At 63.8% G+C, this 15485-nt stretch carries 18 protein-coding genes and 1 tRNA gene; 8 read left to right on the top strand and 11 right to left on the bottom strand.

Features of this window, described 5'->3' with window-relative positions:
• Positions 1-12: 12 nt before the first annotated feature.
• The 9 genes from CV770_RS15230 to CV770_RS15190 all read right to left on the bottom strand — a co-directional run bounded on the left by CV770_RS15230 (position 13) and on the right by CV770_RS15190 (position 8219).
• The gene (locus tag CV770_RS15230; RefSeq protein ID WP_091965293.1) at positions 13-219 is read right to left on the bottom strand and encodes a hypothetical protein; all 207 of its coding nucleotides are present in this window, start codon (positions 217-219) and stop codon (positions 13-15) included.
• Positions 219-830: an NADH-quinone oxidoreductase subunit NuoE gene (gene nuoE, locus CV770_RS15225; protein WP_018320144.1), complete on the bottom strand. Its 612-nt coding sequence runs from the start codon at positions 828-830 to the stop codon at positions 219-221. The genes CV770_RS15230 and nuoE overlap by 1 nt, the downstream gene beginning before the upstream one ends.
• A 12-nt stretch (positions 831-842) precedes the next feature.
• On the bottom strand, positions 843-1823 hold the full coding sequence (locus CV770_RS15220; protein ID WP_104462903.1) for an FkbM family methyltransferase: 981 nt from the start codon (positions 1821-1823) through the stop codon (positions 843-845).
• On the bottom strand, positions 1823-3019 hold the full coding sequence (locus tag CV770_RS15215) for an NADH-quinone oxidoreductase subunit D (RefSeq protein ID WP_018320142.1): 1197 nt from the start codon (positions 3017-3019) through the stop codon (positions 1823-1825). The genes CV770_RS15220 and CV770_RS15215 overlap by 1 nt, the downstream gene beginning before the upstream one ends.
• 2 nt (positions 3020-3021) lie before the next feature.
• Entirely contained in the window at positions 3022-3636 is a 615-nt protein-coding gene (locus tag CV770_RS15210; protein ID WP_104462902.1) for an NADH-quinone oxidoreductase subunit C, read from the bottom strand.
• 11 nt (positions 3637-3647) lie between these two features.
• A complete protein-coding gene (locus CV770_RS15205; RefSeq protein WP_026202310.1) occupies positions 3648-4235 on the bottom strand; it encodes a NuoB/complex I 20 kDa subunit family protein in 588 nt (195 codons plus the stop codon).
• A complete protein-coding gene (locus CV770_RS15200; RefSeq protein WP_018320139.1) occupies positions 4226-4591 on the bottom strand; it encodes an NADH-quinone oxidoreductase subunit A in 366 nt (121 codons plus the stop codon). The genes CV770_RS15205 and CV770_RS15200 overlap by 10 nt, the downstream gene beginning before the upstream one ends.
• Before the next feature lie 688 nt (positions 4592-5279).
• The gene (locus tag CV770_RS15195) at positions 5280-7529 is read right to left on the bottom strand and encodes a TonB-dependent siderophore receptor (RefSeq protein ID WP_165637713.1); all 2250 of its coding nucleotides are present in this window, start codon (positions 7527-7529) and stop codon (positions 5280-5282) included.
• Positions 7530-7706: 177 nt separating this feature from the next.
• Positions 7707-8219: a MarR family winged helix-turn-helix transcriptional regulator gene (locus CV770_RS15190; protein WP_091965288.1), complete on the bottom strand. Its 513-nt coding sequence runs from the start codon at positions 8217-8219 to the stop codon at positions 7707-7709.
• A gap of 212 nt (positions 8220-8431) precedes the next feature.
• Here CV770_RS15190 and CV770_RS15185 point away from each other — a divergent pair, with 212 nt between their 5' ends.
• The 6 genes from CV770_RS15185 to pepT all read left to right on the top strand — a co-directional run bounded on the left by CV770_RS15185 (position 8432) and on the right by pepT (position 13450).
• Positions 8432-9622 (top strand): aromatic ring-hydroxylating dioxygenase subunit alpha, encoded by a 1191-nt coding sequence (locus tag CV770_RS15185; protein ID WP_104462901.1) that lies wholly within the window; start codon positions 8432-8434, stop codon positions 9620-9622.
• Positions 9623-9684: 62 nt separating this feature from the next.
• Positions 9685-10980 carry a spinster family MFS transporter gene (locus CV770_RS15180; RefSeq protein WP_104462900.1) on the top strand — a complete coding sequence of 432 codons (1296 nt, stop codon included), beginning with the start codon at positions 9685-9687 and terminating at the stop codon, positions 10978-10980.
• 142 nt (positions 10981-11122) lie between these two features.
• Complete coding sequence (locus tag CV770_RS15175; RefSeq protein WP_018320134.1) at positions 11123-11326, top strand: hypothetical protein; 204 nt, start codon at positions 11123-11125, stop codon at positions 11324-11326.
• Between the two features lie 160 nt (positions 11327-11486).
• A tRNA-Asp gene (locus tag CV770_RS15170) sits at positions 11487-11563 on the top strand.
• Positions 11564-11766: 203 nt separating this feature from the next.
• Positions 11767-12096 carry an HU family DNA-binding protein gene (locus CV770_RS15165; RefSeq protein WP_104462899.1) on the top strand — a complete coding sequence of 110 codons (330 nt, stop codon included), beginning with the start codon at positions 11767-11769 and terminating at the stop codon, positions 12094-12096.
• Between the two features lie 103 nt (positions 12097-12199).
• A complete protein-coding gene (gene pepT, locus CV770_RS15160) occupies positions 12200-13450 on the top strand; it encodes a peptidase T (protein WP_104462898.1) in 1251 nt (416 codons plus the stop codon).
• 50 nt (positions 13451-13500) lie between these two features.
• On the opposite strand, the gene CV770_RS15155 is transcribed toward pepT, so the two are convergent.
• Positions 13501-14385 carry a hypothetical protein gene (locus tag CV770_RS15155; RefSeq protein ID WP_104462897.1) on the bottom strand — a complete coding sequence of 295 codons (885 nt, stop codon included), beginning with the start codon at positions 14383-14385 and terminating at the stop codon, positions 13501-13503.
• A gap of 10 nt (positions 14386-14395) precedes the next feature.
• Positions 14396-14569 carry a hypothetical protein gene (locus CV770_RS42140; RefSeq protein ID WP_161499995.1) on the bottom strand — a complete coding sequence of 58 codons (174 nt, stop codon included), beginning with the start codon at positions 14567-14569 and terminating at the stop codon, positions 14396-14398.
• 165 nt (positions 14570-14734) lie between these two features.
• Between CV770_RS42140 and CV770_RS15150 the strand changes: the two genes are divergently transcribed.
• A complete protein-coding gene (locus CV770_RS15150; RefSeq protein ID WP_104462896.1) occupies positions 14735-14968 on the top strand; it encodes a hypothetical protein in 234 nt (77 codons plus the stop codon).
• Between the two features lie 120 nt (positions 14969-15088).
• Positions 15089-15451 carry a hypothetical protein gene (locus CV770_RS15145; RefSeq protein WP_104462895.1) on the top strand — a complete coding sequence of 121 codons (363 nt, stop codon included), beginning with the start codon at positions 15089-15091 and terminating at the stop codon, positions 15449-15451.
• The last annotated feature ends 34 nt before the right edge of the window (positions 15452-15485 follow it).

Here is a 15485-nt window from a genome sequence, read left to right as displayed (position 1 = left end):
AGTGCTTTCCGATCAACGAATGGTCTGCTTGTAGGCAAGTCCGGCGGCGCAGACGGCGAAGGTCAGCGCCCAGAGCAGACTGGATTCCAGCGACGCGTTCAGGCTGAAACGCTGCAACAGGAAAATGAAAGCGGCCGCCACGGCGGCGTGCAACGCGATGAAGCCCCACTTTTTCATGGCACCGCTCCCCTGCACGGAAGGCTGCGAGAGATCACCCATCAGGTGCTCTCCTTCAGCGTGGTCGGCCCGGTGATCGGCGCCGAGAACTGGCGGCCGTTCTGCGGGCCGGGTTTGGGCGGATTGCCCGAAGCGAAACCGTCGAGCACCTTACCGAAGCTTTCCTTGGTCAGGTCCTCATAAGTGTCCTTGCCGATCAGCACCATCGGCGCGTTCACGCAGGCACCGAGGCACTCGACCTCCTCCCAGCTGAAATTGCCGTCCTTGGAGAGATGGAAGGGCTCGTGATGGATGCGGTGTTCGCAGACGTGGATCAGATCCTCGGCGCCGCGCAGGCGGCACGGCGTGGTGCCGCAGACCTGGACGTGGGCCTTCTTGCCGACGGGGGCGAGCTGAAACATCGTGTAGAAGGTCGCGACTTCGAGCACGCGGATATAGGGCATGTCGAGCATGTCGGCGATGACGCGGATCGCGGCTTCCGAGACCCAGCCGTCGTGCTGCTCCTGGGCACGCCAGAGGATGGCGATGACGGCGGAGGCCTGACGTCCCGCCGGATATTTCGCGATCTGCTGCTTGGCGAACGCGAGGTTCTCCTCCGTGAACGCAAAGCTCGCGGGCTGGACTTCCTTCGGTGCTAATCGGCGAACGGACATCTCTTCAATCTCTCACTGCATGCGGCGCGCTGACTTGGCGTTCAAGATCTTGGCATTCAGGGCATCGATCCTGTCCTGCCAGAACGCGCTTGCGGTGCCGAAAACGTTGTAGCCGACGTGGGTCGAGACCTTGATGCGGTCGAGGATCGACAGCTCGGTCACGGTCTCCATGCGGTTGCTGCGCGGATCGAACACGATCAGCTTCAGCGGGGTCTGTTCGAGGATGAAGCGCGACACCGCATGAGAGCGGTCGCTGCCGTGCTCCTCGCACATGATGACGCTGTCGGCCTGGAGAAGACGCGCGCCGCCCTTGATCGCCTCGATCTCGACGCCCTCGACATCGAGCTTGATCAGGTACTTGCCGGCGCTTGCGACCTTGCCGTCCTCGATCAGATTGTCGAGAGCGATGACCGGCACCTCCTCACCGCCCGCGGAGGGATCGCCGGCGATGCTGAAGGCCTCGTGCTTGGTGCCTGACAGGCGCGCGGTGCCGCGGGTGGCGCCGATCGCGCATTTCATGGTCTCGAAGCGATTGCCGTTGACGCGCGCGTTGTTGGCGAGCTTCGGATAGTTCTGCCCCGATGGCTCGATCGCGATCGCCTTGTGCGAGCCGAACGGCTTGCTCGACACCAGCACCGACCAATAGCCGTAATTGGCACCGCAATCGAGCAGCGTGTAGTCGACGTCGACGGAGTCGGCGAACAAGAGCTCGAGCTCGTCTTCATAGTTGTACGAGCGGTTGAGCAGCTTGCTCCAATAGCCGTCGCCGTAAGGGAATTCGAACACGGCGTCGGGATTGAGCCTGATCGCGATGTTGCGCTCGGGCAGCGTCTTCCGCAGCAAATTCGCGCAGGCGATGTAGCCCATATGCGAGAAGTGCGACGAGATCTTCGATCCCGTCACCAGCGCCAAGGCAGCCGTCCGCTCCCACAGGTTGGCCCCTTCAAGGGCCCCCGAGGCGCGGTCAAACTGGATTGGCGCCTGCTGCCCCATCACCGATCGACCTCTCCGAACACGATGTCGAGCGAGCCGAGGATCGCCGAGACGTCGGCGAGCAGATGGCCGCGGCAGATGTGATCCATCGCCTGCAGATGCGCAAAGCCCGGCGCGCGGATCTTGCACTTGTACGGTTTGTTGGTGCCGTCGGAGATCAGATAGACGCCGAACTCGCCCTTGGGCGCCTCGACCGCGGCATAGACTTCGCCGGCCGGCACGTGGACGCCCTCGGTGTAGAGCTTGAAGTGGTGGATCAAGGCTTCCATCGAGCGCTTCATCTCGCCACGGCGCGGCGGCGCGACCTTGTTGTCGGCGACGACAACGGGGCCCTTCCCGTCGGGCGCGTTCAGCTTCTGGATGCACTGCTTCATGATGCGGATGGACTGCCGCATCTCTTCCATGCGGATCAGGTAGCGGTCGTAGCAGTCGCCGTTCTTGCCGATCGGAATGTCGAAATCCATCTCGGCATAGCATTCATAGGGCTGCGACTTGCGCAGGTCCCAGGCCGCGCCCGAGCCGCGCACCATCACGCCCGAGAAGCCCCACTCCCAGGCTTCCTTCAGGGGCACCACACCGATATCGACGTTGCGCTGCTTGAAGATGCGGTTGGCGGTGAGCAGGCGGTCGAGGTCGTCCACGACCTTCAGGAACGGATCGCACCAGGCCTCGATGTCGTCGACCAGCTTCTGCGGCAGGTCCTGATGCACGCCGCCGACGCGGAAGTAAGCCGCATGCATACGGCTGCCCGAGGCGCGCTCGTAGAACACCATCAGCTTCTCGCGCTCTTCGAAGCCCCACAGCGGCGGGGTCAGCGCGCCGACGTCCATCGCCTGCGTGGTGACGTTGAGCAGATGCGACAGGATGCGGCCGATCTCGCAATAGAGCACGCGGATGAGCTGGCCGCGGCGCGGCACCTCGATGCCGAGCAGCTTTTCAGCCGCCATGCAGAAGGCGTGCTCCTGGTTCATCGGCGCGACGTAGTCGAGGCGGTCGAAGTAAGGGATCGCCTGGAGGTAGGTCTTCTGCTCGATCAGCTTCTCGGTGCCGCGGTGAAGCAGGCCGATATGCGGATCGACGCGCGCGACGACTTCGCCGTCCAGCTCCAGCACCAGACGCAGCACGCCGTGCGCGGCCGGATGCTGCGGCCCGAAGTTGATGGTGAAGTTGCGGAGATTTTCAGGTTGCTCGTTCATGATCAGACCTTCGGTCCCGCTTTTTCATCTCCCGGAAGGACCGGATAGTCCGCCCCTTCCCATGGCGAGAGAAAATCGAACTTGCGGAATTCCTGGTTGAGCCGGACGGGCTCGTACACCACCCGCTTCTCCTGGTCGTCGTAGCGGACCTCGACGAAACCCGTGGTCGGGAAGTCCTTGCGCAGCGGATGGCCCTCGAACCCGTAATCGGTGAGGATGCGGCGCATGTCGGGATGGCCGACGAAGAACACGCCGTAGAGGTCGTAGGCCTCGCGCTCGAACCAGTCGGCGCCGGGGAACAATTCGATCAGCGACGGCACCTGGGTGGTCTCGTCGGCCTGCGCCTTGAGCCGGATCCGCGCGTTCAGGGTCGGTGACAGGAAGTGATAGATCACGTCGAAGCGCTTCTCGCGCGACGGATAGTCAGCGGCCGTGATGTCGGTGAAGTTGATGAAGCGGCAGTTCGGATCGTCGCGGAGGTACTTGACCACCTCGACGATCTTGCTGGCCTCGACATCAACCGTGAGCTGGTTGAAGGCCACCGAATGACCGATGGCGGCGCCCGGAAGCGCGCTAACGATCGTCTGCCCCAGTGCGTCGAGCTTGGCGTCGTCCATGACGTAAAACCTTAGCGTTCGATGGTGCCGGTGCGCCGGATCTTCTTCTGCAGCAGCAGCACGCCGTAAAGCAGCGCTTCCGCCGTGGGCGGGCAGCCCGGCACATAGATGTCGATCGGCACGATGCGGTCGCAGCCGCGCACGACCGAGTAGGAATAGTGATAATAGCCGCCGCCGTTGGCGCAGGAGCCCATCGAGATGACGTAGCGCGGCTCGGGCATCTGGTCGTAGACCTTGCGCAGCGCCGGGGCCATCTTGTTGGTCAAGGTGCCTGCGACGATCATCACGTCGGACTGGCGCGGCGAGGCACGCGGCGCGAAGCCGAAGCGCTCGACGTCGTAGCGCGGCATCGACACCTGCATCATCTCGACCGCACAACAGGCGAGACCGAAGGTCATCCACATCAAGGAGCCGGTACGGGCCCAGGTGATGAGGTCGTCGGTCGCGGCCACGAAGAAGCCCTTGTCGGACAGCTCGGAATTGACCTCGAGGAAGAACGGATCATTGGCCCCGACCGGCCGGCCGGTCGACGGATCCAGGATGCCTTTGGGGGCCGGCGCGATAGCCGGACCTGTGGAGGACACGGGGTTCAATCCCATTCGAGTGCTCCCTTCTTCCATTCATAGGCGAACCCGACCGTCAACACGGCGAGGAACACCACCATGGACCAGAAGCCGGTCGCGCCAAGCTTGCCGAACGCCACCGCCCAGGGAAACAGGAACGCCACCTCGAGATCGAAGATGATGAAGAGAATGGCGACCAGATAGAAGCGGACGTCGAACTTCATGCGCGCGTCGTCGAAGGCGTTGAAACCGCACTCATACGCCGACAGCTTTTCCGGGTCCGGCTGCTGGAACGCCACGACAAAGGGCGCGATCAGCAGCACAAGGCCAATGAGGCCCGCTACCCCTATAAAGACGACGAGTGGAAGATAGTTCTGCAGAATGCCGCTCATGGCGAGCCCTTTTTCCCGCAGCCTCGGGACAGCCACGGATTCGTCCGATTTGGAATTATTCTGAGCCTTAGCGCAGTGCACCAATGGGCGCAAGACACGCTCTTTTTAGGCCCTTTGCCGCCCCCAGAACGGTGAAAATCCCGGAATCACCCCGCGCTGGTATGGAGCAGATCGCCAAGGCCAGCAAGGGCGGCCACCGTTTTGCAGGGCAGCCGTTCTGAGATTGCGGCCGCACGGGCCAAGACAGCTTTTTGCCATGCATTGCCCGAGAAAAGCACCTGGTTTTTTGGTGCGGCAGCGCACCCAAACCGAGCTGCGGCTGCCGTCAGGCCCCCGACTGACCGTCACCCCGGCGACATAATGCCGAGCGCCCCGGAGCAGCGCGGCCGGAAGGCCGGCGATGGTCGAGGCGGTGAGGCAGGACAGGTGCAGCAAAGACACCTATCCACAGGCGCAAGCGATCAGACGAGCCATGCATCGCGGCGGGACCGGGGCTGCCTGCTGCGAAGACAACTCGGGCTTGCGTTATATTGCAGCCCGACCGGTCGCGAGCGCGGCGGCGGCGACGTGCAGGGCCGTCGCGCGCGCCGCGCCCGGATGAGCTTCGGGCTGGGGGGCATAGCCCGGGTGCTCATCTATCTCACGTTGGAGGATCGGCGGCACCAGATGTCGCCGCCCTCACCCGTCCTCACCATTTGTAGGAGACGCTGGCGGTGACGCGCCGGCGGTCGCCGTAGAAGCAGGACGTCGGGAACGAACAGCTCGCAACATAGATCTTGTCGGTCAGGTTGATGACGTTGAGCGCCGTACGCCAGTTCTGCCATTCGTAATGAAGCGCGAGATCGCCAAGCACCACTGCGGGAACCTCGAGGGTGTTGGCCGGGTCAGCCCACGATGAGCCGACGTAGCGCACGCCGCCGCCAAGACCGAAGCCTTCGAGCGGCCCATCCTTGAAGGTGTAGTCGGCCCAGCCCGAGACCAGCAGCTGAGGCGTGTTGGTCGGCGTCTTGCCGACCAGCGACGGATCGAGGTCCCGGCTGTTGAAGAGATGATAGGCCGTGAAGGCGCCGATCAGCTTGAGTTCCTTGGTGGCATTGGCCACCGCTTCGAGCTCGATGCCGCGCGAGGTCACCTCGCCGGTCTGGTTCAGCAAGATCGGCGTGCCCGCTGTCGTCGCGACATTCTGGCGCTTCAGGTCGAAAACAGAGGCCGTGAAATAGCCGTCGAACCCCTTCGGTGCGACCTTCACGCCGATCTCGGTTTGCTGCCCGGTCTCCGGCAGGAAGAGCTGGTTAGTGGCGTTGAGACCGATGACCGGATTGTAGCTCGTGGCATAGGAGACATAGGGCGCGATGCCGTTGTCGAAATTGTAGATCAGCCCGGCCCTTCCGCTGAACTTGCTGTCCTCGCGGCTGGCGACGGTGGCGCCGGTGTCGCGCGCTTCCTGCGTCGTCTCGACCCAATCGTTGCGGCCGCTCAGCACCAGCGTGAAGTTGCCGAGCTTCATCTGATCCTGGAGGTAAGTACCCGCCTGCTTCTGCGTGATCTGGAAGTTGCGGAACGGAGCGCCCGTCAGCGGAATGCTGAGACCATAGACGGGATTGAACACATTGACCGAAGGGACGGTGCCGAAATTGAAATTCTGGTAGTCGTCGATCTGGTAGCCCTTGAGATCGACGCCGAACAGCATCGTGTGCCTGACGGGACCGGTGTTGAAGCGATATTCCAGCTGATTGTCGAGATTGGCTTGGTTCGCCGTGTTCTTCGCATACCAATTATAGCGGCCCATCGTCGCCGTATTGATATTGTCCCAGCCGTTCCCGATGAAACCGCGATAGGTCAGGTCGATATGCGCAAATCGCGCATTCTGCCGGAACGTGAGATCCTCGGTGAGATTGCGCTCGAACTGGTAGCCGAGCATCTCCTGCTCGCGCGTGAACTTGTCGACATTGGGATCGCCGACGAAGAAGCTGGTCGGGATCTTGCCGAACGGCGCATTCGTCACCGTGCCCTGGTAGGGCAGGAAGTTGATGCCCCTCGTGTCAGTCTTCGAGGCCGATGCGAGAACCGTGAAGGACGTGTCAGCATCCGGCTTCCACGTAAACGACGGCGCGATGAAGTAATTGTTATCAGGCGTGAAGTCGACCTGCGTACCGCCGTTCCTGACCTCGCCAACGACGCGATAGAATAGCTTGCCGTCCTTCGGCTGCGTCGCGATCGGCCCGCCCATATCGAAGCCGATATAGGCGTTGCCGAAATTGTTGACGCCGGTCTCGATGTAGCGGATCGGCTCGGCCGGCGGCATCTTGCTGATGACGTTGACGATGCCGCTCGGGCTCGATCCGCCATAGAGCACGGCAGACGGACCGCGCAGCACCTCGACGCGCTCCATGTTGGACGGCGGCAGCCGCCAGCTTGCATAGGAAGTGTAGAACAGCTGCATGCCGTCGAGGAACAGTCCGATGTCGTCGGACTTGAAGCCGCGGATCAGCCACCAGTCGTTGCGCGTGTCCGCGCCAAACGTTCCCGCCCGCACGCCGGCGGTGTAGCGCAGGACCTCATCGAGCTTGTTCGGCTTCTGGTCGCGGATCTGCTCGGCGCCGATGACGGAGACCGACTGCGGCGTCTCGATGATCGGCGTGTTGGTCTTGGTGCCGGACGAGCTGCGACCCGCGACGTAGCCGTTCACTGGCCCGCGCGGCGTCTCGACGAAGCCGACGTTGCGCTGCAGCTGCGGCCTGTTCCTGTTGGCGGTCTGCTCCGACGACCGCGGCGCACGGCGCTGAGGGGTCGTGGCCGCGCGGCGGCGCGCTTCCGGCGCGGTGACGGTCACCGGCGGCAGGGTCGCTGCGCCACCCTGCGCGGACGATTGTGCAAGCGATGCCTGCGGCATCAAAACCCAAGCGGACGCGGTCGCCAGCACGGCCGACCGCAGCATTCCAAGACTGTTCAACGCGCCACCCCAAAGCTGCATGTTCGATGCGTCATGCCGCCTGTCCCCGGACGGCATGCGCTTGGAGGCGACGCTTATGGGAGCGCGCGAGAATTCCCTAATTGAAAGCTTCTTAGAAAGGCTCTTAGAAGCGATCCAACATGTCCAGAGATTGCTGGAAGATCAGCGCGCGTTCTTCTCGCTCTCGAGCATCTCGGCGGCAATCGCCGTGAGCTGGTCGACCTGCCCCAGCAGCGTGTGGAACTCGGCTTCGCTCAGCTGTTCCAGCAGGCGGCGATTGCGCTCCTGCGCGCCTTCGACGATCGCATCATGCGCGGCGAGACCCGCCGGGGTCAGCGAGATCAGCACTTCGCGGCTATCTTTCGGATTAGCCGATTTCGCGATCAGCTTGCGCGAGAGCAGATTGGCCAGCGCGCGGCTGATCTGTCCCTTGTCCTGGCCGACGGCTTCGGCAAGCCGTGCCACGCTCATCGGCGGCCGGCGGCCGAGCGAGGCGACGAGACCGAACTCGACCGAGGACAATCCGGTGAGGCGCTTGTAGCGCAGGATCGCACCGCGCTTGAGCAGATTGGCAAGCACCATCAGTCGCGACGACAGCATCACGGTGATCGGGGCCGACGGTTCGTTCTCGTCTGCGGGCGACGTCGCCCCGCCTCTGCTCTCGATCTGGCTCATGATCCACCTCTGCCAAGAAAGCCCGAGCCTGCCAAGTCCGAGCCTGCAAGTCTGGGCCTGCAAGTCCGAGCCTGCCAAGCCCGGCCGGCCGCCTCATCAAATGCGACTTAGAGGCATTTCGGAAGATCGTTGACAATGTCATCGAATTATCTTTCACTGGACCCAAGGTGCCGAAAAGGCCCGGCCATCACGGCCAAAGCGGGAGGACCAGCATGACCATCACCCAGCGGGATCGTGACCTCGGCACGGCCTATGCGATGAAGCCGGCGCACACCCGCACCGAGCTCACCTCGGTCGCGCGCGGCACGCCGATGGGCGAGCTGCTGCGCCGCTACTGGCACCCGGTCGGGCTCGTCGGTGACGCCACCGACACACCGAAGAAAGTGCGCGCACTGGGTGAGGATCTGGTGCTGTTCCGCGACAAGCATGGCCGCGCCGGTCTGTTGCACGCCCGCTGCTGCCACCGCGGCACCACGCTCTACTATGGCAAGGTCGAGGAGGACGGCATCCGTTGCTGCTATCACGGCTGGAAGTTCGACACCGAGGGCCATTGCCTGGAGCAGCCCTGCGAGCCCGATGGCGGTCAGTTCAAGGACAAGGTGCGCCAGCCCTGGTATCCGGTCGAGGAACGCTACGGGCTGATCTTCGCCTATATGGGCCCGGCCGAGAAACGCCCGGTGCTGCCGGCTTACGAATGCCTGGAGAAGATGGACGACAGCGAGATGGTCGAGGCCGATGATTCCTCGATCGGCGGCGGCGGTCCCGCCGTCATCCCCTGCAACTGGCTCCAGCATTTCGAGAACGTGGTCGATCCCTATCACGTGCCGGTGCTGCACGGCTCGTTCTCGGGCCCGCAATTCACCAACATGATGGCGTCGATCCCGGAGGTGAAGTTCGAGAAATCGCCGCGCGGCGTCCTCGTGCGCTCCGAGCGCCAGCAGGACGACGGCAAGGTGTTCTATCGCGTCAGCGAGGCTGCGCTGCCGACCTTACGCGTCGTGCCGAACCCGCGCGTCGCGCAGTTCGCGCGCGTCGAGTCGATCGGCTGGGTGCTTCCGATCGACGACGGCTCCTTCCGGATCTATGTCGCCGGCCGCGTCAAGGCTCCCGGCGATATCAGCCGCATGCGCTCGAAGTTCAACGGCAAGTACTGGTGGGACATGACGGAAGCCGAGCACCAGCAATTCCCGGGGGACTTTGAGGCCCAGGTCGGCCAGGGCAAGGTGACGGTCCATTCCGAGGAGCATTTCGGCCAGAGCGACCGCGGCATCCTGTTGATCCGGCGCATGCTGAGCGACCAGCTCGATGCGCTCGCCGCAGGCCGCGATCCGATCGGCGTCTCGTTCGATACCGGCGCGCCGCCGGTCGAATTCGAAGCGGGGAATTACATCCGCGAAGGCTGACCTTCCAGCCCCTACTTCAGGGCTGGACCATTAACGACAATAAACACAAATTGGGGGAAGCGATGGTCGATGTGACGTCACAGATGTCGGTGCAAACGGCTGCCGCGGCAAAGCCCCCGGCGCGGCGCTATTACGTGCTGGGGCTGCTCACGATCATCTACGCGCTGAACTTCCTCGACCGCACGATCTTCAACGTCCTGATCGAGCCGATCAAGAAGGAGTTCGCCCTCAGCGACACCATGATGGGCCTGCTCGCCGGCTTCGGCTTTGCGCTGTTCTATTCCCTGCTCGGCATTCCCATCGCGCGCGTTGCCGACCGGCTCAACCGCCGCAACATCGTGGCTGTCGCGTTTGCATTCTGGAGCGCGATGACGGCGCTGTGCGGCGCGGCCACCAGCGTGACCTCGCTGGCGCTGGCGCGCATCGGCGTCGGCATCGGCGAGTCCGCGGGCTCACCGGCCTCGCAATCGATCGTCGCCGATCTATTCGCCAAGAACGAGCGCCCGCGCGCGCTCGGCATCTACGCCATCGGCACCTATCTCGGCGTCTTCCTCGGCTATTTCATCGGCGGCTACGTCAACCAGCACTATGGCTGGCTGATGGCGTTCTATGTCGCCGGCCTGCCCGGTATCCTGCTCGCGTTGGTGCTGTGGCTGACGATCTCCGAGCCGAAGCGCGGCGCGATGCAGGAGAGTTTCGTGCCCGAGCCGCTCGGGCCGACGCTGCGCTTTCTCGCCTCGCAGCGCAGCTTCATCATCGTCCTGATCGGCTTCTGCCTCACCACCTACACGAACTACGCGACCGCGGCCTGGATCCCGCCGTTCCTGGCGCGCGTGCATCATCTGTCGAGCGCCGAGATCGGCACCTATGCCGGCACCTTCAAGGGCCTCGCCGGCATGGCCGGCACCCTGCTCGGCGGCTTCGTCGTGGCGCAAGTCAGCCGCCGCGACGACCGCTGGAAGCTGTGGGCGCCCGCGATCACCTCGGGACTCGCTGGCCCCGTGTTCGCGCTGTGCATGCTGACGCAGGATTTTGCGATGATGGTCGCCATGCTGGCGCTGACCTCGTTCCTTGTCGGCTTCCATCTCGGCCCGATCTTCGCGATCGCGCAGACGGTGGCCAAGCCCAGCATGCGCGCGCTCGCCTCCGCGCTGATTGCGCTCACCGCCACCTGCTTCGGCCAGGGTGTCGGCCCGCTCGCGGTCGGCATGGTCAATGACGCGTTGAAGGGCAGTTATGGCGCCGAGGCCGTGCGCTATTCCCTGCTCTCGGCGGCGGTCACGACCACGCTCGGCGCCCTCCTGTTCATCTGGGCCGCCCGCACGATCCGGAACGATATCGGCCGGGCGGCGGCCTGAAGGCCGTTCCGGCCGCCAGCCTGGCGCAACCAAGCGGGCGTAATGATGAAACCATTTTGCGGAACCCGCGAAACCATCCGGAAACAGATGGTCCTTAAGACATGAGCCTACAGACGGCGGCAAAGCCCGTCGGGAGGCTCAGATGAACCACTCAATTCACTCTGCTGATCGTGCGACCCACCTGAAGATCGTGGTGGTGGCGCTGGTGGCCGGCATCACAGTGGCGGCCTTCGGGATCGCAGCCCGCACCAATGCCGATTACAGCCAGACCGCCCAGTCCACCCACGTCATCAAGGCCGGCAAGCCGGTGGTGGTGACGAGCGCGGGGACGTCCGAGATTCGCTGATACGTCCTCTTTCGGGCTGACCGATGGCCGCCTCCGGGCGGCCTTTTTCGTTTTCCAGAGCAATGCTTAGCCGAGATGCATCGTGCCAGCGCAACGTCCTTGACTTCACTCAGCCCCGCCTTTAATTCCCCCCTCGTTCCGCGCGCATCGAGCGAACCACGCGGGAGTAGCTCAGTTGGTTAGAGCGCCGGCCTGTCACGCCGGAGGTCGCGGGTTCGAGCCCCGTCTCTCGCGCCATTTTGGCAACCCCTTCATAGTCTTAGCTTGAACTCCTCGACTTCGGCCGCATCTGCGCCGGCGATTGCCTGCCGCTGGCGGGAACTCTCGGCATAGTCAGCCCGCGCCCGAATCGTCTACGTCTCAAAGGACTTAGAGGGATCCCCACGCATTCTCGGCTTTTCCAGGGATACCCTGTCATTGGACAACCGAGGAGGCCAGTCATGGCTAAAAAGGATACGGCCAAGAAGGATTCGGCGAAGAAGGCAGCTGCTCCCGCTACCATCACGCTCAAGCACCTCGCTGCCGATATCGCCGAGAGCCAGGACCTGTCGAAAAAGCACGCCGAGGCGGTCCTGACCGACATGGTCGATTTGATCGCCAAGCACCTTAGGAAGGGCGACCGCGTCCGCATCGTCGGGCTCGGCATCCTCCGGGTCCGCAAGCGCGCCGCCCGAACCGGCCGCAATCCTGCCACCGGCGAGCCGATCCACATCAAGGCCAGCAAGAAGGTCACTTTCCGCCCGGTCAAGGAACTGAAAGAGGCGATCTGAGGCTACTCTTCGTTAAGCCTGATCCCACCTCCTTCCTGCCGCAACGCGGCCCGCTTTTCTGGTATACCGGCTGCTCCCCCTGACCCCGGCGGTTTGACCAGAAATGTCCTCCCTCACCTTTTCGCATACCGTGACCGAGCGCTTCCTGCGCTACGTCACCATCGACACCCAGTCCGATCCGGAATCCCCTCACTCGCCCTCGACCGAGAAGCAGAAGGATCTCGGCCGCGTGCTCGCCGCCGAGCTCAAGGCCATCGGGGTCGCGGACGCGCATCTCGACGATTACGGCTACGTCTACGGAACGATCCCGGCAAACACCGACAAGAAAGTGCCGGTGATCTGCTTCTGCTCGCACATGGACACTTCGCCCGACGTCACCGGCAAGGACGTGAAGCCGCAAGTTCTGAAGAACTATCGCGGCGGCGACATCACCCTGCCGGGCGACACCAGCCAGGTGATCCGCTTCAATGAGCATCCCGCGCTGAAGAACCAGATCGGCAACGACATCATCACCACCGACGGCACGACGCTGCTGGGCGCCGACAACAAGGCGGGCGTTGCCGAGATCATGGATGCCGCGCACTTCTTCATCAACAATCCCGATGTGAAGCACGGCACCATCAAGATCCTGTTCACGCCGGACGAAGAGATCGGCCGCGGCGTCGACAATGTCGACATCAAGAAGCTGGGTGCCGATTTCGGCTACACCATGGACGGCGAAAGCGCCGGCTGCGTCGAGGACGAGACCTTCTCGGCCGACGGCGCCACCATCACCATCAACGGCGTCAGCGCCCATCCCGGCTACGCCAAGGGCAAGATGGAGCATGCGATCAAGATCGCGGCCGCCATCGTCGAGCGGCTGCCGAAGGAAGGCTGTTCGCCGGAGACGACCTCGGGCAAGCAGGGCTTTCTGCATCCGATCGGCATCGAGGGTGCGCTGGAGCAGGCGAGGCTCTCGTTCATCGTGCGCGACTTCACCGAGGAAGGGCTGAAGGAGAAGGAGGTCCTGCTCGAGACCATCGTCAAGGACGTGATGAAGGACTATCCGCGCTCGACCTACACGTTCGAGGTGCGGGAGCAGTACCGCAACATGAAGCAGGTGATCGACCGTCACCCGCACGTGCTCGAATACGCCATCGAAGCGATCCGCCGCGCCGGCCTGCGCCCGATGCGCACAGCGATCCGGGGCGGCACCGACGGCTCGCGCCTGTCCTTCATGGGCCTGCCCTGCCCCAACATCTTCGCCGGCGAGCACGCGTTTCATTCGCGACTCGAATGGGTCAGCCGGCAGGACATGGAAAAAGCCGTGCAGACCATCGTGCATCTCGCGATGATCTGGGAGGAGAAGGCCTGAGGCTTCCGTCCGTTATGGCCGGGCTTACGCCCGGCCATTTGTTTCAGAGCTTACGGCACCGGCATTGCGCGCGGATTGCTATGGAAGCGATTTGAGCTCGCCATCCAGTTCGGCAATGGTTCGCCATCGCGATGCCGTCCACCGGCCACAGCCGCCGCCCACGCCACCGCGGCACCGATCAGGGTCGCGGCCGCGACCGAGAACGCCACGATGATCGAATTGCGTCGCGCGCGGTTGATGGCGGTCTTGGAGGCCGCGATCAGCGCATCGACCCGCCGTTCGGCGTCGGGGGCCTGTAGCCCCGTCAGACCAGCAACCTGCTGCACCAAATAGGCGCGGTCGTCGGTGCTGATTCCGCTGTGGCTGGACGACGTCATCAGAATCCGTCCCGCCTCAGCGCGCGCCTCCCTCAGATCGATGTTCGGGGCACGACGCGGCGCGCGGAACAGCTTGTCGAGCTCATAGCTGAGCAGCGGCTCGGCCGCGGACGTATTGCTTGCCGAGCTGCGCATCGGCGAACGGTCGATCGCGGCAGCGCCGAGCAGCGCGAGCAGAGCCGCGCCAGCCAGCACGGCCAGGGCCCAGGAGGTCAGCCCGTGGAGGCCGTCCCGTCGTTCGCCATCGTCTTCGATCGTCGCCACCGCGGGCGCCGGTCGCGTCGTCCGGCCGGCGATGTAGCCGCCGAACCCGAAGCTGATCGCCTGGATGATCAGGTACAGCCCGGACAGCAGCGCCAGCGCCGCCGAGGCATCGCGCCATGTCGGCGAGCTTGAACTGACACCTAGGCCGACCGCGACGCCAAAGCCGATCAGGATGAATGACATTGCACCGGCGGCGAGAGCGCCTGCGAACACCGAGCTCCACTGGATGGTCCGGCGGTTGTCGGACGCCGCCCCGCCGCCCTCCATCATGTCTTCCCGTACGAGCGTTTCCATTGCCGTTCTCTCAGCGCAGGCCGAAGAACGACAGGATCGCCATGATCACGACGATCAGGCCGATCAGATAAATCAGTCCGTCCATAGTCCCATCCTCCTCAACATTCCTGATCGCTAATCGGGAGGAATGAGGAACGTTCCTAATTCGGCATCGAGGTGCGGAACGAACCGGCCCGATGCGCATTGTCTACTCAAGTCCCAAGGATGAAGATTGTGAGCACGAAGGCCTCAGCCGGTCAGCCCCGGGCTGGGGCCTTCCTTTTGCGCTTCCTGTCCTATGTTAACGACGCCGGCTCTCCGATCATAAAGGATGCCACCGGGGCGGAACCTCCGGATCGGGGAGAGCCGCGTGGACCGCAGAACGGCGTGCCTTCATCAGGCAGATGCATTTCGGGAAAAGGCGATCGCCGATCCCGAGCAGCACGACAGATGGATTGATGAAGCCATCAAATGGCTGGAGCGGGCAATGGAAGCCGGCCGTTGCGCAATCGTCTCGGCCGAAGCCGGCGACACCGGCGATGTTCCAGAGGTGGCATGCGAAGCGGCGGCCGACGCTCAACTCGGCCTGATCACCCGTCAATGAGACGCGCCGGCGTTTCGGCCAGGACTGCGGCAATTCTTCAAGGGACGTAACAATGTTGCGGGTCGACACTGTTCCCGCCCCCATGCTAGGCCGGGCATAGACCGCAACCAGAGTGACGTCGTGCCCGCGAACCGCCAGCCCTCAGGAACTTGCCGCCAGCGCAACTGGCGCGGGCTGCTGTCTGTGCTGATCGCGGTCGTCTACCTGCTCGCGAGCGCGCTGCATGGCTCGCACGACATCGACGTCACCACGCCCGGCGGCGGCTCGGAGATCGCCGCGGTCCTTGATGGCCCCACGGGCCATAGTGACCACAAGGCCATCGGCGGACATCATTGCCATGGCTGCTTCTCGCTGACGGTGACACAGCCGGCGCCCGCGGCCACATCGGTCGCGCCTGCAGCCGCATCGAGCCCGCAGCATGCGCCCCGGCTCGCCGGAATTACCCCCGATACCGATTCCCCGCCTCCCAAACATATTGCCTGAACGGATTGGTCGGGCGTCCGCGCCCATTAGGTTC

This window comes from Bradyrhizobium sp. AC87j1 (assembly GCF_002936975.1).
Lineage (GTDB): Bacteria > Pseudomonadota > Alphaproteobacteria > Rhizobiales > Xanthobacteraceae > Bradyrhizobium > Bradyrhizobium shewense.
The sequence above is the reverse complement of the archived record's forward strand: the minus strand, read 5'-3'. Positions and strand labels throughout refer to the sequence as shown.

Coding starts and splice junctions, on each gene's coding strand:
- CV770_RS15230 (WP_091965293.1), bottom strand. CDS start 219: ATGGGTGATCTCTCGCAGCCTTCCGTGCAGGGGAGCGGTGCCATGAAA.
- nuoE (WP_018320144.1), bottom strand. CDS start 830: ATGTCCGTTCGCCGATTAGCACCGAAGGAAGTCCAGCCCGCGAGCTTT.
- CV770_RS15220 (WP_104462903.1), bottom strand. CDS start 1,823: ATGGGGCAGCAGGCGCCAATCCAGTTTGACCGCGCCTCGGGGGCCCTT.
- CV770_RS15215 (WP_018320142.1), bottom strand. CDS start 3,019: ATGAACGAGCAACCTGAAAATCTCCGCAACTTCACCATCAACTTCGGG.
- CV770_RS15210 (WP_104462902.1), bottom strand. CDS start 3,636: ATGGACGACGCCAAGCTCGACGCACTGGGGCAGACGATCGTTAGCGCG.
- CV770_RS15205 (WP_026202310.1), bottom strand. CDS start 4,235: ATGGGATTGAACCCCGTGTCCTCCACAGGTCCGGCTATCGCGCCGGCC.
- CV770_RS15200 (WP_018320139.1), bottom strand. CDS start 4,591: ATGAGCGGCATTCTGCAGAACTATCTTCCACTCGTCGTCTTTATAGGG.
- CV770_RS15195 (WP_165637713.1), bottom strand. CDS start 7,529: ATGCTGCGGTCGGCCGTGCTGGCGACCGCGTCCGCTTGGGTTTTGATG.
- CV770_RS15190 (WP_091965288.1), bottom strand. CDS start 8,219: ATGAGCCAGATCGAGAGCAGAGGCGGGGCGACGTCGCCCGCAGACGAG.
- CV770_RS15185 (WP_104462901.1), top strand. CDS start 8,432: ATGACCATCACCCAGCGGGATCGTGACCTCGGCACGGCCTATGCGATG.
- CV770_RS15180 (WP_104462900.1), top strand. CDS start 9,685: ATGGTCGATGTGACGTCACAGATGTCGGTGCAAACGGCTGCCGCGGCA.
- CV770_RS15175 (WP_018320134.1), top strand. CDS start 11,123: ATGAACCACTCAATTCACTCTGCTGATCGTGCGACCCACCTGAAGATC.
- CV770_RS15165 (WP_104462899.1), top strand. CDS start 11,767: ATGGCTAAAAAGGATACGGCCAAGAAGGATTCGGCGAAGAAGGCAGCT.
- pepT (WP_104462898.1), top strand. CDS start 12,200: ATGTCCTCCCTCACCTTTTCGCATACCGTGACCGAGCGCTTCCTGCGC.
- CV770_RS15155 (WP_104462897.1), bottom strand. CDS start 14,385: ATGGAAACGCTCGTACGGGAAGACATGATGGAGGGCGGCGGGGCGGCG.
- CV770_RS42140 (WP_161499995.1), bottom strand. CDS start 14,569: ATGCGCATCGGGCCGGTTCGTTCCGCACCTCGATGCCGAATTAGGAAC.